Origin of the sequence: Streptomyces sp. NBC_00370, assembly GCF_036084755.1 — a bacterium.
Classification (GTDB): domain Bacteria; phylum Actinomycetota; class Actinomycetes; order Streptomycetales; family Streptomycetaceae; genus Streptomyces.
Genome location: NZ_CP107968.1, coordinates 1,071,126 through 1,095,846, shown reverse-complemented (window position 1 = coordinate 1,095,846; position 24,721 = coordinate 1,071,126). Strand labels below are relative to the sequence as shown.

General features: G+C 70.2%; 22 protein-coding genes. 8 read left to right on the top strand and 14 right to left on the bottom strand.

Annotation, left to right across the window (positions count from 1 at the left end; all coding sequences use genetic code 11):
• Positions 1–9 precede the first annotated feature (9 nt).
• Positions 10–1,023: a zinc-dependent alcohol dehydrogenase gene (locus OHS57_RS04745; RefSeq protein WP_041998211.1), complete on the bottom strand. Its 1,014-nt coding sequence runs from the start codon at positions 1,021–1,023 to the stop codon at positions 10–12.
• A 107-nt stretch (positions 1,024–1,130) separates the two neighbouring features.
• On the opposite strand from OHS57_RS04745, the gene OHS57_RS04740 reads away from it, so the two are divergent.
• Positions 1,131–2,846: an IlvD/Edd family dehydratase gene (locus OHS57_RS04740; RefSeq protein WP_041998213.1), complete on the top strand. Its 1,716-nt coding sequence runs from the start codon at positions 1,131–1,133 to the stop codon at positions 2,844–2,846.
• Here OHS57_RS04740 and OHS57_RS04735 read toward each other — a convergent pair.
• The 3 genes from OHS57_RS04735 to OHS57_RS04725 all read right to left on the bottom strand — a co-directional run bounded on the left by OHS57_RS04735 (position 2,843) and on the right by OHS57_RS04725 (position 7,213).
• Positions 2,843–4,696, bottom strand: coding sequence for a phospholipase C (locus tag OHS57_RS04735; protein ID WP_328581121.1), 1,854 nt, complete (start codon positions 4,694–4,696; stop codon positions 2,843–2,845). The genes OHS57_RS04740 and OHS57_RS04735 overlap by 4 nt on opposite strands.
• A gap of 236 nt (positions 4,697–4,932) precedes the next feature.
• Positions 4,933–5,388: a hypothetical protein gene (locus OHS57_RS04730; RefSeq protein WP_328581120.1), complete on the bottom strand. Its 456-nt coding sequence runs from the start codon at positions 5,386–5,388 to the stop codon at positions 4,933–4,935.
• A 127-nt stretch (positions 5,389–5,515) separates the two neighbouring features.
• Entirely contained in the window at positions 5,516–7,213 is a 1,698-nt protein-coding gene (locus OHS57_RS04725; protein ID WP_328581119.1) for a discoidin domain-containing protein, read from the bottom strand.
• A 302-nt stretch (positions 7,214–7,515) separates the two neighbouring features.
• Between OHS57_RS04725 and OHS57_RS04720 the strand changes: the two genes are divergently transcribed.
• Positions 7,516–8,379 (top strand): MHYT domain-containing protein, encoded by an 864-nt coding sequence (locus OHS57_RS04720; protein WP_328581118.1) that lies wholly within the window; start codon positions 7,516–7,518, stop codon positions 8,377–8,379.
• On the opposite strand, the gene OHS57_RS04715 is transcribed toward OHS57_RS04720, so the two are convergent.
• The 4 genes from OHS57_RS04715 to OHS57_RS04700 are packed head-to-tail and all read right to left on the bottom strand — an operon-like array spanning position 8,345 to position 12,649.
• Positions 8,345–9,223, bottom strand: coding sequence for a carbohydrate ABC transporter permease (locus OHS57_RS04715; protein ID WP_041998223.1), 879 nt, complete (start codon positions 9,221–9,223; stop codon positions 8,345–8,347). The two genes, OHS57_RS04720 and OHS57_RS04715, sit on opposite strands and share 35 nt — an antisense overlap.
• Positions 9,220–10,290: a carbohydrate ABC transporter permease gene (locus OHS57_RS04710; RefSeq protein WP_241778820.1), complete on the bottom strand. Its 1,071-nt coding sequence runs from the start codon at positions 10,288–10,290 to the stop codon at positions 9,220–9,222. The genes OHS57_RS04715 and OHS57_RS04710 overlap by 4 nt, the downstream gene beginning before the upstream one ends.
• A 6-nt stretch (positions 10,291–10,296) precedes the next feature.
• Positions 10,297–11,541 carry a sugar ABC transporter substrate-binding protein gene (locus OHS57_RS04705; RefSeq protein ID WP_041998225.1) on the bottom strand — a complete coding sequence of 415 codons (1,245 nt, stop codon included), beginning with the start codon at positions 11,539–11,541 and terminating at the stop codon, positions 10,297–10,299.
• A 46-nt stretch (positions 11,542–11,587) separates the two neighbouring features.
• Positions 11,588–12,649, bottom strand: coding sequence for a LacI family DNA-binding transcriptional regulator (locus OHS57_RS04700; protein WP_041998227.1), 1,062 nt, complete (start codon positions 12,647–12,649; stop codon positions 11,588–11,590).
• 145 nt (positions 12,650–12,794) lie between these two features.
• Between OHS57_RS04700 and OHS57_RS04695 the strand changes: the two genes are divergently transcribed.
• The 3 genes from OHS57_RS04695 to OHS57_RS04685 all read left to right on the top strand — a co-directional run bounded on the left by OHS57_RS04695 (position 12,795) and on the right by OHS57_RS04685 (position 17,543).
• Positions 12,795–14,903: an amylo-alpha-1,6-glucosidase gene (locus OHS57_RS04695; RefSeq protein ID WP_328581117.1), complete on the top strand. Its 2,109-nt coding sequence runs from the start codon at positions 12,795–12,797 to the stop codon at positions 14,901–14,903.
• 112 nt (positions 14,904–15,015) lie between these two features.
• Positions 15,016–16,482 (top strand): MFS transporter, encoded by a 1,467-nt coding sequence (locus tag OHS57_RS04690; protein ID WP_328581116.1) that lies wholly within the window; start codon positions 15,016–15,018, stop codon positions 16,480–16,482.
• 11 nt (positions 16,483–16,493) lie between these two features.
• A complete protein-coding gene (locus tag OHS57_RS04685) occupies positions 16,494–17,543 on the top strand; it encodes a glutathione S-transferase C-terminal domain-containing protein (protein WP_041998231.1) in 1,050 nt (349 codons plus the stop codon).
• A gap of 6 nt (positions 17,544–17,549) precedes the next feature.
• On the opposite strand, the gene OHS57_RS04680 is transcribed toward OHS57_RS04685, so the two are convergent.
• A complete protein-coding gene (locus OHS57_RS04680; RefSeq protein ID WP_328581115.1) occupies positions 17,550–18,743 on the bottom strand; it encodes an MFS transporter in 1,194 nt (397 codons plus the stop codon).
• Positions 18,744–19,049: 306 nt separating this feature from the next.
• Between OHS57_RS04680 and OHS57_RS04675 the strand changes: the two genes are divergently transcribed.
• Together OHS57_RS04675 and OHS57_RS04670 are read left to right on the top strand one after the other, a co-directional pair.
• Positions 19,050–19,568, top strand: a complete 519-nt coding sequence (locus tag OHS57_RS04675; protein WP_328581114.1) for a lytic polysaccharide monooxygenase auxiliary activity family 9 protein — start codon at positions 19,050–19,052, stop codon at positions 19,566–19,568.
• 17 nt (positions 19,569–19,585) lie between these two features.
• A complete protein-coding gene (locus tag OHS57_RS04670; RefSeq protein ID WP_328581113.1) occupies positions 19,586–20,308 on the top strand; it encodes a chitinase in 723 nt (240 codons plus the stop codon).
• Positions 20,309–20,381: 73 nt separating this feature from the next.
• On the opposite strand, the gene OHS57_RS04665 is transcribed toward OHS57_RS04670, so the two are convergent.
• Positions 20,382–21,266 carry a YhjD/YihY/BrkB family envelope integrity protein gene (locus OHS57_RS04665; protein WP_328581112.1) on the bottom strand — a complete coding sequence of 295 codons (885 nt, stop codon included), beginning with the start codon at positions 21,264–21,266 and terminating at the stop codon, positions 20,382–20,384.
• A gap of 144 nt (positions 21,267–21,410) precedes the next feature.
• Here OHS57_RS04665 and OHS57_RS04660 point away from each other — a divergent pair, with 144 nt between their 5' ends.
• A complete protein-coding gene (locus OHS57_RS04660; protein ID WP_042000349.1) occupies positions 21,411–22,493 on the top strand; it encodes a magnesium and cobalt transport protein CorA in 1,083 nt (360 codons plus the stop codon).
• Between the two features lie 15 nt (positions 22,494–22,508).
• On the opposite strand, the gene OHS57_RS04655 is transcribed toward OHS57_RS04660, so the two are convergent.
• From OHS57_RS04655 to OHS57_RS04640, 4 genes are all read right to left on the bottom strand, one after another.
• Complete coding sequence (locus OHS57_RS04655) at positions 22,509–23,258, bottom strand: ANTAR domain-containing protein (protein ID WP_041998240.1); 750 nt, start codon at positions 23,256–23,258, stop codon at positions 22,509–22,511.
• Positions 23,255–23,962 (bottom strand): ANTAR domain-containing protein, encoded by a 708-nt coding sequence (locus tag OHS57_RS04650; RefSeq protein ID WP_328581111.1) that lies wholly within the window; start codon positions 23,960–23,962, stop codon positions 23,255–23,257. Before OHS57_RS04650 ends, OHS57_RS04655 begins: the two co-directional genes overlap by 4 nt.
• A 91-nt stretch (positions 23,963–24,053) precedes the next feature.
• The gene (locus tag OHS57_RS04645; RefSeq protein ID WP_198533462.1) at positions 24,054–24,224 is read right to left on the bottom strand and encodes a hypothetical protein; all 171 of its coding nucleotides are present in this window, start codon (positions 24,222–24,224) and stop codon (positions 24,054–24,056) included.
• A 9-nt stretch (positions 24,225–24,233) separates the two neighbouring features.
• The gene (locus tag OHS57_RS04640; protein ID WP_042000354.1) at positions 24,234–24,590 is read right to left on the bottom strand and encodes a PRC-barrel domain-containing protein; all 357 of its coding nucleotides are present in this window, start codon (positions 24,588–24,590) and stop codon (positions 24,234–24,236) included.
• Between the last annotated feature and the right edge of the window lie 131 nt (positions 24,591–24,721).

Below are 24,721 nucleotides of genomic sequence, written 5' to 3'. Positions count from 1 at the left end.
GGGCGGATCTCAGGTACCGGGGCTCACCAGGAATTTAGGCCCAGGCCCCACCCCTTCGGGACGTACACCCGAGAGAATTCCGCCGAGAGATTCGAAACCGACGGTGGCGGCGACCAGCGGACGAGGATCCACGGCGCCGGAGGCGTACAGCCCGATCGTACGCGCCAGGCCGGCCGACGCACCGAGGATGCCCACGGCTGTGACGTCCTTCAGGACCAGCGCCCGGGTGTCGGCGGAACTGGGCGTCGCGGCGATCCCGATACAGACCACCCGCCTGCCCGGCTCGACGCGCTCCACGGCGAGCGCGGGCAGCCCGGGGGCGTTGGAGGCGTCGATGACCCCGTCGAAGGGCAGGTCGGGCAGCTCGGACTCGGTCCAGGCGCCGTGCACACCGAGGCTGCGGGCGAAGTCGAGCGACGCCGGGGTCAGACCCATGACATGGACCTCCGCCCCGGCGGCGAGCGCGAACAGGGCGGCGAGCAGCCCGATCGTGCCGGGGCCGAGCACCAGCAGCCGCTCACCGGGCGCGACGGCCGCCGCCTCGACGGCGCGCAGCGCGTTGCCGCCGGGCTCGACCAGGGCGCCCGCGACACCGTCCACGGAGTCCGGCAGCGGATGCAGCGCGTTCACCGGTGCGACGAGCTGCTCGGCCAGCGCGCCGTGCCAGCCGCCCCGGATGCCGATCTCGTACCGGTCCTCGCAGACATGGTGGCGGCCGGCGAGACAGCGCCGGCAGCCGCCGCAGCCGAGCATGGTGTCGGCGGTCACCCGCCGTCCCAGCCAGCCGGGGTCGACGCCGTCGCCCACCGCGGAGACCGCGCCGCACCACTCGTGGCCCGGCCGGATCGGATAACGGGAGTTGCCCTCGTCCATGTAACTCATCTCGCCGGTGAACAGCTCGCTGTCCGTACCGCAGACACCGGCCCGTTCCACATCGACGACGACCTGTCCCGGCGCCGCTGCCGGGGGTGCCACGTCACGCACCCCGCACCGGCGCGGACCTGTGATGACAAAGGCGCGCATGGCCAGATATTAGTACGCGGCATGAACATCCGTACGGGTGGAGCGCACTTCAAAAACACCGCCCCGGCATGGCAAGTTGGCAGCCACGGACGACGGAGGAGTACGCAATGGCGGAACAGCGCAGTTCCCAGTGGTACGCGGGCACCGACAGGAACTCCTACATCCACCGGGCGTGGATGCGCAGAGGACTGCCCGCCCACGCCTTCGACGGCCGGCCGCACATCGCCATCGCCAACACCGCGTCCGACCTGACCCCGTGCAACTCCCATCTCGACGAGGTCGCGGCGAGCGTCAAGCAGGGCATCTGGGAAGCGGGCGGCGTCCCGCTCAACCTGCCGGTGGTCTCCCTCGGCGAGACGCTGGTACGGCCCACGGCGATGCTGTGGCGGAACATGGCGGCCATGGCGACGGAGGAGATGCTGCGCGCCAACCCCGTCGACGGCGTCGTGCTGTTGGGCGGCTGCGACAAGACCATTCCGTCGCTGCTGATGGCGGCGGCCTCCGTCGACCTGCCCGCAGTCGTCGTGCCCGGCGGCCCGATGCTGACCGGCACCTTCCGCGGCAAGCCGCTGGGCTGCGGCACCGACGTGTGGAAACTCAGCGAGGAGGTGCGGGCGGGCACCCTCTCCGAGGAGGCCTTCCTGCGGTCCGAATCCTCGATGATCCGCAGCCGGGGCCACTGCAACACCATGGGAACGGCCTCCACCATGGCCGTCGTCGCCGAGGCGCTGGGTACGACGCTGCCGGGGGTGGCCGGGACGCCCGCCCCCGACAGCCGGCTGCTGGAGAGCGCCCACGCCACCGGCGCGCTCGCCGTCGAGATGGTCGCCGCGGAACGCCGCCCCAGCACGCTGCTCACCCGGGGCTCCTTCCTCAACGCGATCGTCGCGCTCGCCGCCGTCGGCGGCTCCACCAACGCCGTGGTGCATCTGCTGGCCATCGCCGGGCGGCTCGGCATCGAACTGACGCTGGACGACTTCGACCGCACCGGCGCGGGCGTGCCGCTCCTCGTCGACCTCCAGCCGGCCGGCCGCCATCTGATGGAGGACTTCCACCGCGCGGGCGGGCTGCTGGCGGTACTGAACGAGGTCGGCGACCTGCTCGACCCGGCCGCCCTGACCGTCACCGGCACCCCGCTGGTCGACCATCTCGACGGCGCGCGGATCTGGGACGAGACCGTCATCCGGAGCCGCGCCGACCCGCTGCTGCCCGACGCCGGCATCGCGGTGCTGCGCGGCAACCTCGCCCCGTCCGGCGCCGTCATCAAACCGGCCGCCGCTTCGCCCGAACTGCTGCGCCACCGGGGCAGGGCCGTCGTCTTCGACAGCGTCGAGGACATGCACGCCCGGATCGACGACCCGGACCTCGACGTGGACGCCTCGTCGGTGCTCGTACTGCGGGGCTGCGGTCCCAAGGGCTACCCGGGCATGCCGGAGGTGGCGAACATGCCGCTGCCCACCAAGCTGCTGGAGCAGGGCGTCAGGGACATGGTGCGGGTCTGCGACGGCCGGATGAGCGGCACGGCGTACGGCACGGTCGTCCTGCACACCGCGCCGGAGGCGGCGGCCGGCGGCCCGCTGGGGCTGGTCGAGACCGGCGACTTCGTCGTGCTGGACGTGGCCGCCCGCAGGATCGATCTCGACGTACCGGCCGAGGAGTTGGCGCGCCGCCGTCCGTCGAAGGCGATGACGGCGGCGTTCGCCGCCCCCAGGCGAGGCTGGGAGCGGCTGTACGTCGAGCATGTGAACCAGGCGGACCAGGGCGTCGACCTGGACTTCCTCGTCGGCTCCAGCGGCCACGAGGTCTCCCGCGAGTCACACTAGAGCGCGCCGCGGGAGTGGCGCCGCCTGCGCACCGCCAGGGTCACTCCCGCGCCGGCGACCAGCACCGCTCCCGCCGCCGTGCCCAGCAGCGTCGGCGAAGGGGTGCTGCTGCTCGACGAGAGGTCCGCCATCGCCACGTCGCGCGGCTGCGGGTCGGTGATCGCCGTGGTGACGGGCGCGACGTGCCGGACCGGGCCGACCGAGGCCACCGAGCCGTCCTGATTCAGCAGTACCTGCCTGCCGTTGGGGCGGTCGAAGTCGAACATGTTCTCCAGCGATCCCGCCCGGGTGTCGAAGGAGTGGTCCCCGATCCGCCGGGTGTGCCAGTTGTCCTCCACGAACTTCAGCACGGACGTCTGCTCGGTCCTGGTGTGGTCGACGCTGTTGACCTTCGCGAACGGCGAGATCACCAGCAGCGGCTGGCGGGCGCCCGGGCCGCAGCGGTCCTGGTAACCGCCCGCGGCGGGCGGCCCGTTCCGGCAGCCGGGCGCGTCGAGGCTCCGGCCGCTGCTGTCCTTCGTCGTGTCGTCCGAGCCGTTGCGCGGCGTGGCGTAGACATGGTCGTACCAGCCGTCGGAGTCGTCGTACGCGAGGACGATCGCGGTGTCCTTCCACTGCGGCGAGCGCTGGATCGCGTTGATCTGCCCGACGAGGAAGTTCTGTTCGTCCACCGGCCCCGAGTACCCCGCGTGCCCGTCCTGGTAGGACGCCGCCTTGAGGAAGCTCACCGAGGGCAGTTTGCCCGCCTTGAGCGCCGCGTTGAAGTCGGTGAGGTCGTAGTTGTGGTTGGCCCGGCCGTCGTGGCCGATCTCGGCGACGGACTCCGGGGCCAGATGGTGCGGGTTGGCCGTCGAGCGGTAGTACGCGAACGGGTTGTGGTGCGGGCTGTAGTCCACGACCTGGGCGCCGATCGCGTTGGCGTGCGTGGTGCCGTCGCACGTGGCGAGGGTGTCGCCGCCGTCCCACGGGGTGCTCGGCCGGAAGCCGCCCTGGAACCAGCCCCAGCTGACGTCCTTCTCGTTCAGCCGGTCACCGATGTTCTTGCCGCGCAGCTCGGCCAGGGACGACTGGCTGGTGTGGTCGTTGCCCGAACAGTCGTCGTACGCCGGGTCGGGGTCGGTGATCATCGTGCCGACGCCCCGCTCGTCGGGGGAGGCGACCGCGGCCGGATCCGGCTCGTCGGTCTGCTCCGGGTCCTCCGTGGACGACGCGGGGTCGGTGGAGACCACCCCGTGCGTCTGGCCCGACACCAGCTCGATCGCGCCGGGCGTGGAGGGGCCGTAGGCCGAACCGAACGAGTTGTCGTTGAGCGCGTAGTGCTGGGCGTAGTTCCACATGCCGGTGACGGTGTTGCCGTCGTAGTAGTCCATCACCAGACCCGGCTCGCCGAACAGATTGCCCGAGCACTTGCCGGAGTCCGTGAACTGGACGAACTTGTCGGCGCCGCCGCCGTTGTACGCGTACTGCTCGGGGCTGTACGCGTGGTTCTGGTCGCAGGTCACCGCCTGTTCAGGGGTGAGCCGCTTGGGCGCGTACTGGTTCGGGTTCTTCGTCAGCAGCCCCGCCGTGCGCAGGTTGTCGATGTCCCTGGGCGTGCGCGGGGACGCGGTGAAGCGGGTGCCGTCGGTGTTGGCGGCCTTCGGATACGTCCCGAAGTAGTGGTCGAACGAGATGTTCTCGTCGAAGATGACGACCAGGTGTTTGACGGGCGTGGCGGTGTGGCTGCCCGGGTGCTGCCCGCCCCGTACCGCGCCGAAGGACGGCGCGGCCCCGCCGAGTACGGTCAGCGCGGCTGCCCCCGCCAGCGCTCCCCAGCGGCGAGCCGCCGTACCTCTGCGTGTGCTGCCCATACGGTTCCGCCTTCCGGTCGCCGGCCCAGGAGGGTGCTGGTGCTGCAACACGATGGCATGACCATGCACGGTTCGACGCGCCCCACGCGGTCAAGAATTCATTTACTGTTTCCCCGAGCCGGGTTGCGAACTGAGGAACTGTCAGGATCGTCCGCTCTTGAGCACGCACGCGAAAGGGAGGGCAGCGGGCCGGTGCCCGCTGTCCTCCCTCGTCGAGCCGTTGCTCCGGCCGGCCGTCAGCGCCGGGAGCGCCGTACCGTCAGCGCGACGAGCACCGCGGCCGCCGCTATGTACGGCGCCGGATTGCGCCGGACCGCCTCGGCCAGCTGCGACGCCCGCTCGCTCCACTGGTCGGGAGCCTTGTCCTGGGCGCGCTGGAGCGTCTGGCTCGCCTTCTCCTGGAGCTGCGCCGTACGGTCCTGGAGCTGGATCTTCGTCTTGGCGGCCTGGTCGTCGATCCGCTCCTTGACCTCGGTCGCCTTCTCCTGGGCCTTCTCCTGCACCTCGGCGGCCTTCTCCTGCGCGCGCTCCTTCGTCTCCTGGGCGCGCGCCTTCACGTCGTTCTTGGCCGCCTCGGCCTTGGCCGCGACGCCCTCCGCGGTTCTGCCCAGCTCGTCGCGGGTACGTTCGGCCTGTTCCCGCAACTCCTCGGCGGTGGGCTCGCCGTCGTTCGTGCTCCGCTCGTCCGTCATCGGTATGACCTCTCCTGGGTGCGGCCGGCGCATGGTCGTGCCGGTACCTGGTGCGCTGTGCCTGCCTTGCCCCCCGGGTAACCCGAATCGGCGGCACCAATCAGCGCCGGCCGCACCTGCCGCACGCTCAGTCGGCGTAGACGCTCAGCGAGGAGAGCTGTCCGGCCGGCCAACCGGTGTTGGCGGTGAACTGGAGCCGCACATAACGGGTGGTGACGGCGGCGGGCAGGGTGATCGTGGCGGTGTTCCCCGAGGCCGGGTTGAACGTACGGCCCGCCGCGCCCGACAGCGTGGTGAATGTGGTGCCGTTGGCGGAGCCGAGCACGGCCACGGTCTGGGTGCGGGTCGCCCACGCCTGGTCCGGCGGCAGCGCGAGCACGAGCCGCTTGACGGTGTACGCGCTGCCGAGGTCGACCTGGAGCCACTGCGGGAACGCGTTGTTGGCGCTCTCCCAGTACGTGCCCGCGTTGCCGTCCACGGCGTTGCCCGGCCCGTACGACTGCGTGGTGCTGCTGGCTGTCGCCGGGCGGCGCAGGGCCAGGTCGCCGGTCGGCTGCGTCGGTCCGCCGCCGCCCGGCAGCGGTACGGTCGGGCGCACCGCGGTGAGGGCGATCTGTCCCTTGAGCATGCGGCCGCCGTCGTTGGTCAGCCGCAGGTAGTAGTCGGACGAGCAGCGGGTGCCGTCCTCGTCGAGCGCCCAGATCCCGGACCCGGTCGGCACGTCGGCGGCCGTCTCGGCGGTCTTGGCGATCTGGTTGCCCTCGTTGTACTCGTCGAACATCGAGATGTAGAAGCCCTGCACACCGATCCGGACCAGGTTGTAGAACTGACGCCACATCAACTCGCCGTGGGCGCGCGCCCTGCCCTGCAGATCGCCGGGGATGACACAGGGCTGGTAGTCGATCCCGTGCGCGTCGCAGTCGAGTTGGTCGGGGCCGTTGTTGTCGCGGTAGAACTGGTCCGCCTGGTCGACGTTGCTGATCCGGCCCACCATCCAGGGCGAGATCATGTTGAACGCGTGGTAGACGTCGGAGAAGCCGGGACGTGAGTCCTCGGTGCCGGTGCGCCAGTGGGTGGGCACCCCGCCGATGACGTAACAGCCCTGGCTCTTGAACCAGTTGACGACGTCCAGGCACGGCGCCGGCTCGAAGGGCCGGCCGGGGTCGCTGAAGCCGAAGCCCCAGATGCACACCACCGGCTTGCCGTTCTGCTTGGCGTACGCGCCCGACGCGGTGTGCGCCTTCATCTTCGACGTCCAGTCGTCCTTGATCTGCGACTGCATCGCGGTCCAGTCGGTGACGTCGTACATGATGTAGAACTTGCGGCCGTGCGCCTCGGCCGACTGGCGCACCTTCTGCGCCATCGCGTCCCGGGTGGGGCCTTCGGCGCCGAAGGGGTTGAACCGCTGGAGGGCCGCGGTGTCACAGCCGTTCTCCTGCATCCAGCGGAAGTGCGTGTCCACCGTCTGCTGGTCCCACGACGAGAACAGCGTGGCCGGAGCGCCGCTGCCGAGGTTCCCGTACGCCGTGGCGTACGACTTCTCGTACTCCTTCATCTCCGGCCAGGAGGCGATGGTGGTGTTCGAAGGCGACGGCGGCTGACCGGCGTTGGCGCTCCAGTGCCACCAGCTGTTGATGGGCGCTCCGTCGCCCTTGCAGGCGAACCAGCCCTGGTAGCCCACGGTCACCTTGCCGACCACATCGCCGGGCGGCGAAGCGGTGGCGACCGCGGGCGCCGCCGTCGCCGTGGTGGCGGCCGACCACCCGCCGACGGTGGCGGTGCCGGCGAGCGCGGACAGGATGACGGACCGTCTGGAAATACTCACGGATCCCTCGCAATCGGCTCAGGGCCCACACCGGACGGGGGCCATCCGAAGACAAGGTATGGACATGACAACGCATGGACAAGATGACTGCACGCAATTTCTTGACGTGTCCAGGAAAAAATCTATGCCAACACCGCCATCGTGGCGGCCGGATGGCAATCATTAGGCGTTGATCATGGTGAACACACACCTTTGTCAACACGTAATCGCCCAGACCCTTGTTTGTGGCTGGATTCCGCCTACGCTCACCTCGGGCTGTCGTATCTCAGACGAGCGACACCGGTTGAAGGGCGTGCACCGCTATGCAGGGCACAGTGGATGGATTCACCTACGGCGCTGTCACCCCCGTGGTGGCCTTTCTCATGGCATGTCTCGGCTCGGCCCTCGGGCTGCGCTGCACCACCCGCTCGCTACGGCACGAGCGTTCCTGGAAACCCGGCTGGCTGGCGCTCGGTGCGCTCTCCATCGGCTCCGGCATCTGGACGATGCACTTCATAGCGATGATCGGATTCAGCGTCGAGGAGGCGCCTATCAGCTACGACAAAATCACCACCGTGGCCAGCCTGGCCGTGGCGATCGTGATGGTCGGCATCGGCGTCTTCATCGTGGGCTACCGCGGTGCCACGACGGCGGCGCTGCTCTCCGCCGGTGTCATCACCGGACTCGGTGTCGCGGCCATGCACTACCTCGGAATGGCCGGAATGGAGCTCCAGGGGCACCTGGAGTACAACGTCACGACCGTCACCCTCTCCGTCGTGATCGCCGTCGTCGCCGCGACCGCCGCACTCTGGGCGGCCGTATCGGTCCACGGTTTTCTGGCCAGCCTGGGCGCGAGTCTGGTCATGGGCATCGCCGTGACCGGGATGCACTACGTCGGCATGCTGGCGATCAGCGTGCATCTGCAGGAGGACGCCGGCACGGTGTCCGGCTCCTCACCCACCTCGCTGCTCTTCCCGATGCTGCTCGGCCCGGCCGTCTTCCTCGTACTCTCCGGTGTCGTGGTGATGTTCGACCCGCTGCTGGTCCTGGGCGAAGGCGACTGGAACCAGCCCGCCACCGCCGGGGGTGCGCCGGCCGGCGCTACGACGGCCGGTGCGCGGATCCCCGCGCAGCCCGGCCGTCAGCACGACATCAGTCCTTCAGAGCCCCGGAATTGGCCCCACTGACGAAGTAGCGCTGGAAGCAGAAGAACAGCGCTGCCACCGGCAGGGTGGAGAGCAGGGCGGCAGCCAGTTTCAGCGGATACTGGGTGCCGCCGCCGAGGCCGCCGGAGACGAAGCGCGCGAGACCCGTGGTCAGCGTCTCGTACTGCCCCGACTGGGTGGCGATGAGGAAGTGCGTGAACTCGTTCCACGACCCCTGGAACGACAGGATGGTCAGCGTGATCAACGCGGGCCTCGCCATGGGCAGGACGACGGACCAGAAGATCCGTACCACCCCCGCCCCGTCCATCCGCGCGGCCTCCTCGACCTCCGGCGGCACCGACTCGAAGAACTGCTTCATGATGAAGATGCCGGTGGCGTCCACCAGCAGCGGCACGATCATGCCGGTGTAGGTGTCGAACAGTCCGAAGATGTTCAGCACCAGGAACTTCGGGATCAGCAGCGCCACTCCCGGCACCGCCATCACGGCGATGACGAAGACGAACAGCACCTTGCGGCCCCGGAAGCGCAGCCGCGCCAGCGCGTACCCGGCCATCGAGTCGAACAGCACCCGGCCCGCCGTCACCAGGACGGCCACCAGTGCCGAGTTGGAGAGCCAGCGCAGGAACGGCACACCGTCCGCCGCGCCGCCGAGGCCGAACAGCCGCTGGTAGGCCGCCGTGGTGGGCGTGGTGGGCAGCAGCGAGAGCGGATGCGCCGCCGCGTCCGGATCGGTCTTGAAACCGGTCACCAACTGGAGCGCGAACGGCAGCAGATACAGCAGCGCCACCCCCACCACCAGGGCGTAGCCCACCACCCGCAGCGGAATCGGGAACCGGTTGAGCACCGGCCGGCCCTGTGAACTCATCGTGTCCTCCCGGTACGTGCGCCGCGCTCCCGCAGTACCCAGCGCTGGAGTCCGGTCAGGACGAGGATCAGGACGAGCAGCACGAACGCGATGGCCGCCCCCTGACCGAAGTCCGAGTTGTCGAAGCCCGACGAGTACGACAGGAACGCCGGCGTCAGCGTGGTGTTGCCCGGCGCCCCCTGACCCATCACGTACACCTGGTCGAAGACCTGCCAGGTCGAGATGAGCCCGAGCGTCAGCACCAGGAACAGCACGGGACGCAGCGCGGGGAGTGTCACGTACCGCAGCAACTGGCGGCGGTTGACGCCCTCGATGGCCGCCGCCTCCTCCAGTTCACGCGGGACGTCCTGGAGCGCCGCGAGGAAGATCAGCATGAAGGTGCCGGACGTGGTCCACACCGACAGCAGGATGATCGTGCACATCGCGACCGAGGGCCCGGACAGCCACTCGAACCAGGAGAGACCCATGAACGAGTGGGACGCCAGCGCCCCCGACGGGCGCTCGGGATCGACGATGCCCACCGAACCCAGGATCAGCGACAGCACACCACGCGGGTCGGAGAACCAGTTGGGCCCCTTCACCCCCACCCACGACAGCATCTTGTTGACCGACCCACTGCCCTGGAACATGAAGAGGAAGACAGTGGCGACGGCGATCGAACTCGTCACCGAGGGAAAGAAGAACGTCGTCCGCAGCGCGCCGCGCCCGCGCAGCATCCGCTGGTTGACGATGATCGCGAGCCCCAGCGCCAGCACCGTCTGCAACGGCACCGTGAGCAGCACGTAGTAGGCGTTGTTGCGCAGCGCCGTGGCGAACAGGGTCCGGTCGAGGCCGTCCTGGACGAACAGGGTCCGGTAGTTGTCGAGACCCACGAAGTCGGCGCTGCCGGTGAACGGGTTGGACTGACCGTCCCAGCGCAGCAGGCTCACCCACAGCGCCATCAGGATGGGCAGCACGAGGAACAGACCGAGGACGACCACCATGGGGCTGACGAACAGCCAGCCCCACGGTCCGTCCCGGCGCACCGAGCGGGCCCTGCCCGCCGAGCGGATCGAACGTAGCGGCATCCGGGCTCAGTTGCCCTTCGCTATCGCCGCTTCGCCGTTGCGCTGCAGATCACCGAGGATCTTCTTCGGGTCCGTCGTGCGCAGCGACTGCAGTTCGGTGTTGAACTGGCTCAGCACCTTGTCGAAGCCGGCGATCGTCACCGGGCCCTGTGCGTAGGCGCTGCCGTCCACCCACGCCTTGGCGGCCGGGTACTGCTGGGCGTACGTCTTCAGCGCGCTCGTACGCGACGGCATCACACCGAACGCCTTGGCGAAGGTGAGCTGCTGGTCGCCCGAGCTCAGGTACTTGACCAGGTCGACGCTTGCCGAGCGGTGCGCGCTGTCGGCCGCGACGCCCCAGCAGTTGCTGAACGCCAGGGTGCCCTTGCCCTTCGGGCCCGCGGGCAGCGGCAGCACCTTGTACTTCACGTCGGGGTAGTCGAGCTTCATCCCGCCGTCCAGCCAGTTGCCCTCGACGGTCATCGCCGCCTTGCCCTTGCCGAGCGCCTCGCCGCCCCAGCTGGTGTCGACGTCCTTGGCGTACTTCATCGAGCCGGACTTGAGCAGCGACTGGACGTAACCGAGCCCCTCGGCGTTCTCCGGGGTGTCGGCCGTCATCTTCGTCTGGCCCGAGTCGGTGACCCAGCCGCCCGCCTGCTTCAGGAAGACCCCGAGCCGCTGGTACTCGTCGCTGGTGACCAGGCCGGTGACGCCCTTGCCGGTGAGCTTGTCCGCGACCGTCCGCAGCTGCTCCCACGTGGTCGGGTAGTCCTTCTCCGTCAGCCCGGCCTTCGCCCACAGGTCGGTGTTGACGACCAGGCCCAGCGTCGAGGTGTCCTTGGGCAGACAGACCAGCTTGCCGTCGTAGCTGAAGGAGTCACGCAGCTGCGGCGAGAAGTCGTCGGCGTCCGGTATCTGCGCGCCGTACGGGTAGAGCGAACCGCCCTTGGCGTAGTTGGCGAACTGGTCGGAGTTGACGTAGAAGACGTCCGGCGGCTTGTTGCCCGCGAACGCCTGCCCCAGCTGCTGGTTCATGTCCTTGGCGGCCTCGACCGTGACCGTGTTGCCGGACTTCTTCGCGTAGGCGGCGGCTGCCGCCTTGACCGCCGCGGTCTCGGCGTCGCCCGAGGTGGCGATCAGCACCGACAGGTGCTGCGGACCGCTCTTCTCCTGGGACGGCTCCTTCCCACTGTCGAAGCCGGACGAGCAGCCGGTGGCTGCCAGCAGCGCCGCGCATGCGACGAAGGCGGCGGCAGCCGTGCGGGTGACCATGAATTCCTCCAGTAAAGACGTGACGTACGGACTCGGTCGGACGGACTCAGTTGGCGGGGGGCGGGTACGGGGGTGTGCTGTCGCGGACGACGAGCGACGGTTCGAGCAGGACACGTTCGGGATCCCGGCCCGGCGACGCCATCCGCGCCAGCAGCAGCCGGACACACTCCCGGCCGACCGCCTCGGTCGGCTGGGCGAGGGTGGAGAGACCGGGGGAGATGAGGGCGGCGGTGGGGGAGTCGTCGAAGCCGACGACCGCCACGTCCCTGCCCGGTACCGCGCCCCGCTCGCGCAGCGCGTGGTAGCAGCCCAGCGCCAGCATGTCGCTCGCCGCCACCACGGCAGTCGCGCCGCCGTCGATCAGCGGTCCCGCGACGGCCTGCGCCGACGCGATGTCGTCCACGCTCTGCGCGCGCCTGCCGCGCACCGGGAGACCGTGCCGTCGCATGGCACGCTGCCAGCCCTCGGCACGGTCGTCACCGACACCGGACCCGCGCGGCCAGCCGAGGAAGGCGATACGGCGATGGCCGAGGCCCACCAGATGCTCGACCGCCGCGTCCGTGCCCGAGGCACCGTCGACATCGACCCAGTCACCGACCTGGCGGCCCGACCACATCCGGCCGAAACCCACGAACGGCACGTCGCGCTTCTCCAGCCACGCCTGTCTGCGGTCGCCCCTGTCGGTGCCGCTCAGCACGAAACCGTCCACGCTGTGCTGGTCGATGAGTTCCTCGTAGCCGGGGAGGCCGCCGCCCTCGCCGTCGGCGGGCCAGGCGAACAGCAGGATCCGGTAACCGGCGGCGTCGGCCGTCTGCGACAGCGCGTGCAGGAAGCGGTCCATGACCGGCGCCGAGAGACCGGGGGCCGGCCGTATCGCGTAACCGATCAGTTTGCTGGAGCGGGTACGCAGCGTCTGCGCCGCCCGGTGCGGCCGGTACCCCATCTCCTCGATGGTGCGCAGCACCCGGTCCAGCGTCTCGGGACGCAGTAAGTCCGGCGAGTTGAGAGCGTTGGAGACGGTTTGCGGCGAGACGCCGGCCCGCTTCGCCACCATGGCGAGCGTCACGGGACCCGCCTTGGCAGGCGGGTTGCTGGCAGAGCGGGCCATGGCGGTCTCCGGAACTTGTAGGAACGGACAGGAACTCGTAGCAAAAGCGAATCAGTTCATTGGAGCGTTCCAAAACCGTTGTCAACGTCCCGATGTCGTCGTTAGAGTTTTTGGAACGCTCCAATGACTGAGAGGTTCTGCTCTGTTGGACACCACTGTCAAGACCCACGACACAAAAGACTTCACCGACGGGGACGGCTCTCAGGTGGCGGGACTCCAGCCCTTCCTGCACGACGCGGTGGTGACGCTGTACGCGCCGAGCTTCGCGATATCGCGTCCTGACGGCCAACTCGGCGGCGGCGCCGACGGCTTCTACCACGGCGACAGCAGAGCACTGGCCCGGCTGACCGTCGCCGCCGACGGCGTCGCGCTCGCACCGGTGGGCGGCGCCCTCGACGGAGCGGACAGCGCCACCTTCCGCGGTGTGCTGCGCGGCCTCGGCGAGGTCACCCCCGACCCGGCCGTCACCCTGCGCCGCAGCCGGCGGGTGGCCCCGGGACAGCTGACCGAGACCTTCGAACTCACCAACGCGGGCGGCCAGGACGTCCGGGTCGGGCTCGTCGTCACGGCGACGACCGACCTCGCCCCCATGGAGCGCGTCAAGACCGGCCGGCCCACCCCGCCCGTCGCCGCCACGGCCGTCGACGGCGGACTCGCCTGGGAGCAGGACGCGTTCGCCGTCCGCCTCACCAGCACGGCGGGACCCGAGATCGACGCGCGGGCCGGACAGCTGCGCTACGACGTCGAGCTGGCGCCCGGCGCCGTCTGGACCGCCGTACTGCACTGCTCGGCGGCGCACGACACCGGCGACCAGTTCCCCGCGCCCACCGCGGGCAGTGTGCCCTGGCGCACCCCCGAACTGGCCAGCGCCGACCACCGCTTCGACCACTGGCTGAGCCAGTCGGCCGCCGACCTCGACCGGCTGCGCCTCACCGACCCCGAGGACCCGGCCGACCAGTTCCTCGCCGCCGGCGCCCCCTGGTTCCTCACGCTCTTCGGCCGTGACGCGCTGTGGGCGGCCCGGATGCTGCTGCCGCTCGGCACCTCACTCGCCGCCGGCACGTTGCGTACCCTCGCCCGCCGCCAGGGCGTCAGGTCCGACCGCGACACCCAGGAGCAGCCCGGCAAGATCCTGCACGAGGTGCGCAGGAGCGAACAGACCTTCCACGACTCCTTCGGCCTGCCCGCCTCCTACTACGGCACCGTCGACGCGACCCCGCTGTGGGTCACCCTGCTGCACGACGCCTGGCGCTGGGGCCTCGCCCCCGAAGAGGTCGAACAGCTCCTGCCGCACGCCGAGTCGGCCCTCGCCTGGATGCGGGACCACGCCGACGCCGACGGGGACGGCTTCCTCGAATACATCGACGAGACCGGCCGCGGCCTGGCCAACCAGGGCTGGAAGGACTCCAGCGACGGCATCCGGTACCGCGACGGCCGCCTCGCCGCGCCGCCCATCGCGCTCTGCGAGGTGCAGGCGTACGCGTACGAGGCGGCCCGGGGCGGCGCCGCCCTGCTGCGCGCCTTCGGCAGGCCCGGCGCCGACCGCTGGGAGGAGTGGGCCGACCGGCTGCGCGAGCGCTTCCGCGCCCACTTCTGGGTGGAGGACGAGCACGGCCGCTACCCGGCCGTGGCACTCGACCGGGACAAGCGCCCCGTCGACTCCGTCACCTCCGGCTTCGGCCATCTGCTGGGCACCGGCCTGCTCGACCGGGACGAGAGCGCCCTGCTCGCGGCCCGGATCAGCGCCCCCGACCTGGACTCGGGCCACGGCCTGCGCACCCTGAGCAGCGCCTCGGTCGGCTACAACCCGTACGGCTACCACATCGGGTCCATCTGGCCGCACGACACGGCCATCGCCGTGCACGGCCTGGTCAGGGCAGGCTTCCCCGACGAGGCGGCGCCGCTGGCCGCCGGCCTGCTGACCGCTTCGGCGGCCTTCGACGCCCGGCTGCCCGAGCTGTTCGCGGGGCACGGCGCGGCGAACGCCGCCCGCCCCGCGCCCTATCCGGCGTCCTGCCGTCCCCAGGCGTGGGCCGCCGCCTCGTCCGTCCTGGTCCTCCAGTCGGTGCTCGGACTCTCGGCCGACGTGCCGGGCTCCACGCTCACCCTGGCGCCCGCCTTCACCGAGGCGTACCGGCCGCTCACGGTCACGGGCCTCGACCTGGCGGGCCACCGGCTGGACGTCAGCGTCAGCCCGGACGGCGCGGCGCAGGTGACGGGACTCCCGGCGGGCACGACCCTGATCAGGGGCTGAGCGGCGGCGGTGCTGTTTTCGCCGGGGGCGCTCCGGGGCATACGGAACTGCGATCCTGCCGACGAGTTCCGGCCCCAGGGACGGTGGCCGGAACCCGCACCGAGAAGTGAGGATGCCTGTGGCCGCGCAGTCCGATGGAGCCCCGGCGGAGCAGGACACGGCGGACGGGCCCGACCCGCGGCGGTGGAAGGCGCTGGCCGTGTGCCTGGTCGCCGGCTTCATGACACTGCTCGACGTCTCGATCGTCAATGTGGCCCTGCCCTCCATCAAGGAGGGGCTGCACACACCGGAGTCCGACCTCCAGTGGGTGCTGTCGGGGTACGCGCTGTCCTTCGGCCTCTTCCTGATCCCGGCGGGCCGGCTCGGTGACGCCCGGGGCAGGCGCGCCGTCTTCATGGTGGGACTGACGCTGTTCACGCTGGCGTCGGCCGCCTGCGGAGCCGCCCAGACCAGTCTGTGGCTGGTCGTCGCCCGGCTGATCCAGGGCGCGGCCGGCGGACTGATCTCGCCGCAGATCTCCGCGCTGATCCAGCAGATGTTCTCGGGCCGGGAGCGCGGCAAGGCGTTCGGCGCCTTCGGCACGGTCGTCGGTATCTCGACGGCGGTGGGGCCGCTGCTCGGCGGGCTGCTCATCCAGGCGGCCGGGGCGCAGGAGGGCTGGCGGTGGGTGTTCTTCGTCAACCTGCCGCTCGGCGCCGTCTGTCTGCTGCTGGCCAGGCGGCTGCTGCCGGACACCCCTTCGGCGGGCCGGGTCAGGGCCCGCGACCTCGACCCGCTGGGCATCCTGCTGCTCGGCGGCGGTGTGCTGGCGCTGCTGCTGCCCTTCGTCCAGGCCCAGCAGTGGCCGGGCGACGAGAAGTATCTGCTGCTGATCGTCGCGGCGGCGCTGCTGTTCGCGTTCGTCCAGTGGGAGGGCCGCTGTCCGAAGGGCGGTGTCCAGCCCGTCATCGACCTGTCCTTGTTCCGGGTCCGTTCGTACTGGCTGGGCTGTCTGCTGATCCTGCTGTACTTCGCCGGATTCACCTCGATCTTCTTCATCAGCACGCTCTATCTGCAGAGCGGGCTGCACTACTCGGCGCTCCTCGCGGGCGTCGCCATCACCCCCTTCGCCCTGGGGTCCGGCGCGTCGGCGGGAATCGGCGGCAAGCTGGTCGACCGGTTCGGCCGGCCGCTGGTGGCCATCGGACTGACGATGGTGGTCGTCGGACTCGTCGGGACCGTGATCGCCGTCCACCAAGTGCCGGGCCGTGGCGTGGGCTGGGCGATGGCGGCGCCGCTGCTGCTGGCGGGCCTCGGCAGCGGTCTGGTCATCGCGCCCAACCAGACCCTGACGCTCTCCCAGGTGCCGGTGAACAGGGCGGGCAGCGCGGGCGGCACCCTCCAGACCGGCCAGCGTGTCGGGTCCGCCGTCGGCATCGCCGCCGTAGGCTCGGTCTTCTTCGCCCAGGTCGGCCCCAACGGCTGGAACTCCGCCTTCGACCACGGACTCGTCGTCTCGGTGGGGTTCGTGGTGGTGGCGCTGGTCATCGCGCTGGCCGACGTGATCGCGGGCCGCCGGGACCGGACGAGGCAGAGCTGAGGAGAGTGACGATGAGCGAATCGGACACGACCGGAGGCCGGCCGCCGGCAGCCGGGGACGGCAACTCCGAGCTGGGCAGCAAACCGTTCAAACGGTCCAGGAGCCACTTCGCCGACCGGATCACCGCCGACGGCCGCGACGGCTGGCCGGTGGAGGCCGGCCGCTACCGGCTGGTGGTCAGCCGCGCCTGCCCCTGGGCCAGCCGCGCGGTGATCTCGCGCCGGCTGCTCGGACTTGAGGACGCCCTGTCGCTCGCCGTCACCGATCCCGTCCAGGACGCCCGCAGCTGGCGCTTCACCCTGGACCCCGAAGGCCGGGACCCGGTGCTCGGCATCCGCTACCTGAGCGAGGCGTACGACGCGCGGGAGACGGACTACCCCGGCGGCGTCAGCGTGCCCGCCGTCGTGGACGTCCCCACGGGGAAGCTGGTGACCAACGACTACCAGCAACTCACCCTGGACCTCGCGACCGAGTGGACGGCGCTGCACCGGCCGGGCGCGCCGGACCTCTGTCCGCGGGCGCTGCGCGACGAGATCGACGAGGTGATGGAGGGCGTCTACCGGGACGTCAACAACGGTGTGTACCGCGCCGGGTTCGCGACCAGCCAGCGCGAGTACGAGGAGGCGTGCCGCGGTGTGTTCGAACGCCTCGGCCTGGTGTCGCGGCGGCTCACCGACCGGCGCTACCTGGTGGGCGACACGATCACGGAGGCGGACATCAGGCTGTTCACCACCCTGGTGCGCTTCGACGCGGTCTACCACGGCCACTTCAAATGCAACATGGCGAAACTGGCCGAGGACCCGGTGCTCTGGGCGTACGCCAGGGACCTGTTCCAGACCCCGGGCTTCGGGGACACGGTCGACTTCGACCACATCAAGCAGCACTACTACCGGGTACACACCGGCATCAACCCCACCGGCATCGTGGCCATCGGCCCCGACCCGGCGGGCTGGCTGACCCCGCACCACCGTGAACGGCTGGGCGGCCGCCCCTTCGGCGACGGCACACCGCCGGGCCCGGTACCGGCAGGCGAAAGGGTCCCGCCGATCGGCCGCGACTAGCGCGTCTCAGCTCTCCGGCACCGGCCTGCGGCTCAGGTACACCCCCGCGCAGAGCGCGAGGACCAGCACGCAGCCGGTGAACGTCAGTCCGGCGGTGCGCAGGCCCAGGGCGACGGTCAGCGCGCCGACGCCGACGACCGGCAACGAGATGCCGACGTAGGCGACGACGAAGAAGGCCGAGATGGTGCCGGCCCGGTGGGCGGGCGGCGCGGCGCCGCCGACGGCGGTGATGCCGGCCCGGAAGGCGAGGCCCTGGCCGAGCCCGGCCAGGATCGCACCCACCACCAGCAGCGGCAGCGACTCGGCGGCGAGCGAGGCCCCGACCAGGGCAAGCCCCACCACCAGGACGAAGCTGCCGCCCGGCAGCGCCCTGCGTACACCGACCCGCCCCATCAGGGACTGGCCGACGGTGGAGGCGAGGAAGACCGAGAAGACGATCGCCCCGGAGACGGCCAGGTTGTGCACGTCCAGGGTCTCGGCCACAAAGCTCGGCGCCACGGCGGTGAACAGACCGAGCAGCGCGAAGCCGGCGAAGACGGCCAGCGCCGACGGCGCGAACACCCCGCGCACCTCGGGCGGTACCCGCACCCCCTGCGGACTGAGCGGCGCCGGCCAGCGCGGGTGCTCGACGGGCTCGGGCAGCAGCCAGGTCAGTACGGCGGCGACGGCGACCAGGCCGAGGTCCACGACGAACGGCAGGCTGAGCGGCGACGGCGCGTACTGGGCGAGCAGTCCGGCGAGCAGCGGCCCGCAGCCGAGACCGCCCATGTTGGCGGCCGTCGCGGCCAGTCCGGCCCGTACCTTCTGGTCCGGCCGGGCCAGGTCGAGCACGGTGGCCGTCGCCGCTCCGCTGAACAGCCCGGCGGCGAACCCCGACAGCAGCCGCCCGACGAACAGCACCGCGAGACCGCCCTCGAAGAGGAAGCACAGCGCGCTCGCCGCCGACAGGCCGAGCGCCACCAGCAGGACGGGCCGGCGGCCCACCACGTCCGAGTAGTTGCCGGCGAGCAGCAGTACGGCGATGACGCCGACCGCGTACACGGCGAAGACGACCGTCACGATCAGCTCGGAGAAGCCGAGTTCCTGTCGGTAGAGGCCGTACAGCGGAGTGGGCAGCGTCGTGCCGAGCATGCCGATGGCGAAGATAGCCGCCGCCACCGGATAGCCGAGGCGCGGACGCCGGGCATTGCGATCGATCATGCCCACCACAGTACGAGCCTCCGGCGCACGCCACCCGTACCGGCACGGACAGGCCGCCGCCGGCAGCTGACGGGCCCTCACCCGAGCCCTCCGCGCGAGCCCTTGACGCGAACACGACGACCTGTATGGTCTAGGCCAAGTGAGGGAGATGTTTGCTGAAGCACCGGCCTCCGGCCGTCGCCGACGCGGTCTCCTGCACTGCCCCTTCGCGCCTCTTGGCCCCACACCTGAGAGGCCGGCCCGCAGGACCCGGGTTCCCCCACGGACCCGAGACCACGCGGGAAGACCTGATGTGAAGGAGTACGCATGCACCGGAAAAGGAAGATCGCCGCTGCCGTCGGCGCGGTTCTGGCCCCGGTACTCGCCCTGAGTCTGCCGGCGAGTTCCGCGAGTGCCCACGGTTACATCTCCTCGCCCCCCAGCCGGCAGGCCCAGTGCGCCGCCGGCACCGTCAGCTGCGGTGACATCACCTACGAACCGCAGAGCGTGGAAGGCCCCAAGGGGCTGACCAGCTGCAGCGGGGGCAACGAACGGTTCGCCGATCTCGACGACGACGCCAAGGGGTGGACGGTCACCCCCGTCCAGCAGACCACCGAGTTCAAGTGGACCCTGACGGCGCAGCACTCCACGAGCACCTGGCAGTACTTCGTCGGCGGCCAGGAGATCGCGGAGTTCGACGACAACGGGGCCCAGCCGGGTGCCACCGTCACCCACCGGGTGAACTTCGGTTCGCTGACCGGGAAGCAGAAGGTCCTCGCGGTGTGGAACATCGCGGACACGGCGAACGCGTTCTACGCCTGCATCGACGTCAACGTCGGCGGCTGAGAGAGGGAGTGAGTCACATGCGCAACCGCGTCATCGGGCTGCTGACAGCGACGGCCTCGGCCGCCACACTCGCGGTACTGACCTTCGGCCCCGCCACCACCGTGCAGGCCGCCCAGGCGGACGACTTCATCGTCAGCGAGGCCCAGTTCAACCAGATGTTCCCCGGCCGCAACTCGTTCTACACGTACAGCGGTCTGACGGCCGCGCTGAGCGCCTACCCCGGCTTCTCCGGCACCGGCAGCGACACCGTACGCAAGCAGGAGGCCGCGGCCTTCCTCGCCAACGTCAGCCATGAGACGGGCGGCCTCGTCTACGTCGTCGAGCAGAACACCGCCAACTACCCGCACTACTGCGACGCCACCCAGTCCTACGGCTGCCCGGCGGGCACGGACAAGTACTACGGGCGCGGGCCGATCCAGCTGAGCTGGAACTTCAACTACAAGTCGGCGGGCGACGCGCTGGGCATCGACCTGCTGAACAACCCCGACCTGGTCCAGAACGACGCGTCCGTCGCCTGGAAGACCGGCCTCTGGTACTGGAACACGCAGAGCGGTCCCGGCACGATGACCCCGCACGACGCGATCGTCAACGGCGCCGGATTCGGTGAGACCATCCGGTCCATCAACGGCAGCATCGAGTGCAACGGCGGCAACCCCGCCCAGGTGCAGAGCCGTATCGACAGCTACACGAACTTCGCGCAGATACTCGGCGTCGACCCCGGCGGCAACCTCAGCTGCTGACCGGTACGCACAGGGCGGTACGAACAGGGCGGTGCCGTCGGCCGGGAGGCCGGCGGCGCCGCCCTTCCGTAGGTCAGAGCCGGGGCTCCGCCGGGCCGCCGCCGTCCTCCTGCCCCTCCCCGGCGGGCGCGTGCCGCAGCCGGTACTCGATCTGCCGCTGGTAGTACAGCCGCCCCACCAGCGCGCCGCCGTACACCACGAACCCCACCCCGACGAGCCACGACTGGATCACCAGGACGGTGCCGAAAGGACCGTACGTGACGGCGCTCGACGCGATCAGCGGCGAGAAGACGATCGCGGAGAAGGCCCGCAGACCGAGCAGCCCCACCGCGGTGGCGACCGCGCCGGGGAACAGCGCCTGCCAGCGGACCCGCCCCGCCAGCAGCAGCCGCTGCGACCACCAGAAGAACAGGAACGTGCCGATCACATCGCCGATCGTGCCGAAGACCAGCTCCAGCGTGGACCGCGAGGTCACCGGCGTGTTGACGAAGATGACCAGGAACACCACCAGCACGGCCAGCCAGACCACATGGCGCCACATCGTGTGCCAGCGCGCGGTCGACAGCTCCCACACCCGCTCGTAGCCGGTCTGCACCGCCGACCCGAAGGTCAGCCCGAAGACCGCGAGCGCGGCGAGCCCGAACGCCGTCGTACGCTGCAACGCCTGGCCGGGTCTGCCGAACAGCTCCTGGATCTCCTGCTGGGAGTCGGCCGAGACCCCGAGCCCCTGCCCCAGCCACTTGGCGAACCCCTCACCGCTCGCCGGGTCGGCGGCGGCGACCAGGATCAGCAGCGGGACGAGGGTCAGGAAGCCGAGCGCGGCGAACCCCATGGCCCGGTGCATCAGCTCCGTCTCGCGGCCGAGCCGCCAGACCAGCTCCGTGTACGCGACCGCCTCGCCCCACAGACGGCTGATCCGGCCGGGACGGTTCGTCTCGCTGGGCTGCTTCCGGGTCATGTGTTGTCGACTACCCCTCAAGGACACGGCACGGGTTGCCCCAAGATACGCCTGCAGGTGCGGGGCGTTCCGCCTCGCCACGGGCCCTTCGTCCCGCCGTGCCACACTGGCGGCCGATCAGCCGAAGGAGGCATGAGCGTGTCGATGATCCGCAACCTGCGCCGCACGATGGGCAGGGCCTACCGGCGCACCGTGGACCTGAGCCATCCGGCCAGATCACCGCTGGGCAGCGCGGTGGTGCACTGTGTGGTCTACCAGGACGGCGTACGGCAGTCCGGTGACTGCCCGGCTGACGAGGCGCTGCGCAAGGTCCGCAGGTCGGGCGGCGGTTTTGTGTGGATCGGGCTGCACGAGCCGACCTGGGAGGAGTTCTCCGGGGTGGCCGAGCTGTTCGACCTGCACCGGCTCGCCGTCGAGGAAGCCGTCACCCCGCACCAGCGGCCGAAGGCCCAGCGGTACGACGAGACACTGTTCGCCGTCTTCAAGACGGTCAGCTATGTCGAGCACGAGCAACTGACCGCGACCAGCGAGGTGGTGGACACCGGTGAGCTGATGGTGTTCACCGGGCCGCAGTTCGTGGTCACCGTCCGGCACGGCAGGCACGGGTCGCTCGGTCCGCTGCGCGAGGCCCTTGAGGCCGACCCCGAACAGCTCGCCAAGGGGCCGGCCGCCGTGCTGCACGCCATAGCGGACCACATGGTGGACGACTATCTCGCCGTCGCCGAGGCGATCCAGGACGACATCGACGAGGTCGAGACGGAGGTCTTCTCCGGGCAGGTCGCGCGCGCCGACGCCGGCCGGATATACCAGCTCAAGCGGGAGCTGCTGGAGCTGAAGCGGGCGGTGGCGCCGCTGGACCGGCCGCTGCAGAAGCTGGCCACCCAGCCTGACGGGCTGATAGGCCCCGAGATCCAGAAGTACTTCAGGGACGTCGTCGACCATCTGGCCAGGGTCACCGAGCAGATAGCCGCCTTCGACAACCTGCTGGACTCGATCCTCCAGGCGTATCTGGCGCAGGTGACCGTCGCGCAGAACGAGGACATGCGCAAGATCACCGCATGGGCCGCCGTCATCGCCGTCCCCACCATGGTGTGCGGCGTCTACGGCATGAACTTCGAGCACATGCCGGAGCTGCGCTGGCAGTACGGCTACCCCCTGGTCATGGGGGTGATCGTCGTCGCCTGTTTCGGCATCCACCGCACCTTCCGCCGAAACGGCTGGCTCTAGCGTCCCCCGTCCGGCTCAGGCATTGCCTCCGCCGTGCGGGATCGCGTCGGTGTCGAGCGTCTGGTCGATGACCCGGCGGGCGCAGTCCGACAGCCGCAGCTGATGTGAGCGCGCGTACGAACGCAGCGCGGCGAACGCGGCGTCCACGTCGGTCTGCCAGCGCTCGGCCAGGATGCCCTTGGCCTGTTCGATGATGATGCGGCTGGTGAGCGCGCGTTGCAGCTGGGCCTTCTCGATGTGCTGCTGGTCCAGGGCGCGTTGCTGGAGCAGCGCGATGGTCGCCACATCGGCCAGCGCCTGCGCCAGCGACGCGTCCTGCGGGCTCAGCGGCTGCGTGTCGGTGTGGAAGAGGTTCAGCGCGCCGACGGCCCTGTCCCGCAGCCGCAGCGGGAAGGTGTGACTCGTGGCGAACCCGCTCTCCCGCGCGTGCGCGGCGAACTGCGGCCAGGCGGCGGTCGCTTCGGCGTCCGCCAGGTCGATGTTGGTACGCGCGGTGCTGCTGCGGTAACACTCCACGCAGGGGCCCTGGTCGTGCTGCAGGGCGAAGAGTTCCAGCAGATGCGTGGTCTCGTCGGACGCGGCGATCGTCTGCAGGGTCTCCTTCTCGTCGGCGAGGAGAATTCCGGTGGCCGACACATCCAGCAGGGCGACGCAGTGCGCGCAGAGCTGCTCGAGGAAGTCGATCAGGTCGAAGTCGTCCGTCAGCGAATCCGCAACCTGCACGAACACCGCTGACACCTGCTGTTCGCGGGACATAGAGGTCATCCCCTCATTTCGTCGGTCGGATCGGTCGGGCCGGGGTCGCCCGCAGTGGGCGGCAGACGCAGCCGCCGCGCCACGATGTCGCGTGCGATGTCGGTGATCGGCAGGCCCTGGCTGAAGGAGTAGGCGCGCAGTCGCAGCAGGGCGGGGCCGAGCGCGAGACCGAGCTGGACGCTGATCATCCCGGTGGCCTGGTGCACGACGGCCCGGTGGAGCTCGGTGGGCCGCGCGTCGCCCCAGGACTCCAGCTGCACGCCTTCGCCGCCCAGGAACTGGAGGGTGAGTGCCTCGGCGAGGGCCAGCGCGTCGTCCATCTGCTGGCCGCTCATCGGTCCTGGCTCGGCCCGCAGCAGCGTCAGGACGCCCACGAAGATGCCGCCGAGATGCAGCGGGAAGCAGAACACCGCGGCCACCGGCAGATCCCCGAGCGCCGGCAGCAGCGCGGGCCATCTGCCCGACGGGACAGTGGCGATGTCGTCGACCATGCGCAGCGCGTGATCGCGCAGCGCGTCGGGGCCGGGGCCTTCCCCCAGGGTGAACTGAAGATCCTCGAAGAGTGCCGCCGTCTTGCCCGAGGACCACAGCTGCTCGGTGATCTGACCGTCCACGACCAGCGACACCGCGAGACCGTCGACCCCGAGCACCTCGGCGCAGCCGGCCAGCCTCGGCTGGGCCTGAATGTGCACGAGCCGGAGGACCTCGGTCATGGCGTCACTGATCATTGGCGGCCACCCCTTCTCCGTACTCCACGTGGGGGGGACGGCAGCCTCAAGTGGCTCATCTCAGCATAGACCGCGATCAGCGGGTGACACGCCTCCCGCGGCGGGCGCCCCAGCGGGCACCGAGCAGGACCAGATCAAGAACGAACACGATCACACCGATCGCGAGCAGATAAGAAAGGCCCGACCCCGCCACACCGATGATTCCGAGCGCGACGGCGATCAGGAGAAGGAGCAGGAAAAGGGCCATCCCGCCCTCCTAACGGCGCGCGAGCCGGCGCTCGCCGGTCGCACCCGTCTTGTAGGGAAGTCCGTAGTGCGCGAAGATCTGCGGCTCGTCCTCGGCGGGCAGTTCCCCGTCCGTGTCGATCGAGGGCGCCTCCTTGACCAACTGCTTGTCCCAGCCGACCTTCAGATAGCCCGGACCGACGGTCGCGTCGGTGAGCGGTACGAAGATCAGCCGCTTCTTGGTCGGAATCCCGACGGTGACCGTGGCGAACGCCGGTGCGTCCGTCGCCGTGTCGACGTACACGGCCTCCAGCGAGCCGATCTTCTTCTTGTCGGTGTCGACCACATCGTGGCCACGCCATTCCCGGATGTCCTCAGCCTCGAACACGAGCAATTCGCCTCTTTATCCGCTGGTGGTGCAGGTGTCGTCAGTGTGACTGTTACCCCCGCAGGCGGCGATGGCACCTGGCCGGGGCGGCGAACTGTTACCGCTCGGTCGGCCGAGCAAGGCCGCTTCCG

Coding starts and splice junctions, on each gene's coding strand:
- OHS57_RS04745 (WP_041998211.1), bottom strand. CDS start 1,023: ATGCGCGCCTTTGTCATCACAGGTCCGCGCCGGTGCGGGGTGCGTGAC.
- OHS57_RS04740 (WP_041998213.1), top strand. CDS start 1,131: ATGGCGGAACAGCGCAGTTCCCAGTGGTACGCGGGCACCGACAGGAAC.
- OHS57_RS04735 (WP_328581121.1), bottom strand. CDS start 4,696: ATGGGCAGCACACGCAGAGGTACGGCGGCTCGCCGCTGGGGAGCGCTG.
- OHS57_RS04730 (WP_328581120.1), bottom strand. CDS start 5,388: ATGACGGACGAGCGGAGCACGAACGACGGCGAGCCCACCGCCGAGGAG.
- OHS57_RS04720 (WP_328581118.1), top strand. CDS start 7,516: ATGCAGGGCACAGTGGATGGATTCACCTACGGCGCTGTCACCCCCGTG.
- OHS57_RS04715 (WP_041998223.1), bottom strand. CDS start 9,223: ATGAGTTCACAGGGCCGGCCGGTGCTCAACCGGTTCCCGATTCCGCTG.
- OHS57_RS04710 (WP_241778820.1), bottom strand. CDS start 10,290: ATGCCGCTACGTTCGATCCGCTCGGCGGGCAGGGCCCGCTCGGTGCGC.
- OHS57_RS04705 (WP_041998225.1), bottom strand. CDS start 11,541: ATGGTCACCCGCACGGCTGCCGCCGCCTTCGTCGCATGCGCGGCGCTG.
- OHS57_RS04700 (WP_041998227.1), bottom strand. CDS start 12,649: ATGGCCCGCTCTGCCAGCAACCCGCCTGCCAAGGCGGGTCCCGTGACG.
- OHS57_RS04690 (WP_328581116.1), top strand. CDS start 15,016: ATGCCTGTGGCCGCGCAGTCCGATGGAGCCCCGGCGGAGCAGGACACG.
- OHS57_RS04685 (WP_041998231.1), top strand. CDS start 16,494: ATGAGCGAATCGGACACGACCGGAGGCCGGCCGCCGGCAGCCGGGGAC.
- OHS57_RS04680 (WP_328581115.1), bottom strand. CDS start 18,743: ATGATCGATCGCAATGCCCGGCGTCCGCGCCTCGGCTATCCGGTGGCG.
- OHS57_RS04675 (WP_328581114.1), top strand. CDS start 19,050: ATGCACCGGAAAAGGAAGATCGCCGCTGCCGTCGGCGCGGTTCTGGCC.
- OHS57_RS04670 (WP_328581113.1), top strand. CDS start 19,586: ATGCGCAACCGCGTCATCGGGCTGCTGACAGCGACGGCCTCGGCCGCC.
- OHS57_RS04665 (WP_328581112.1), bottom strand. CDS start 21,266: ATGACCCGGAAGCAGCCCAGCGAGACGAACCGTCCCGGCCGGATCAGC.
- OHS57_RS04660 (WP_042000349.1), top strand. CDS start 21,411: ATGATCCGCAACCTGCGCCGCACGATGGGCAGGGCCTACCGGCGCACC.
- OHS57_RS04655 (WP_041998240.1), bottom strand. CDS start 23,258: ATGACCTCTATGTCCCGCGAACAGCAGGTGTCAGCGGTGTTCGTGCAG.
- OHS57_RS04650 (WP_328581111.1), bottom strand. CDS start 23,962: ATGACCGAGGTCCTCCGGCTCGTGCACATTCAGGCCCAGCCGAGGCTG.
- OHS57_RS04645 (WP_198533462.1), bottom strand. CDS start 24,224: ATGGCCCTTTTCCTGCTCCTTCTCCTGATCGCCGTCGCGCTCGGAATC.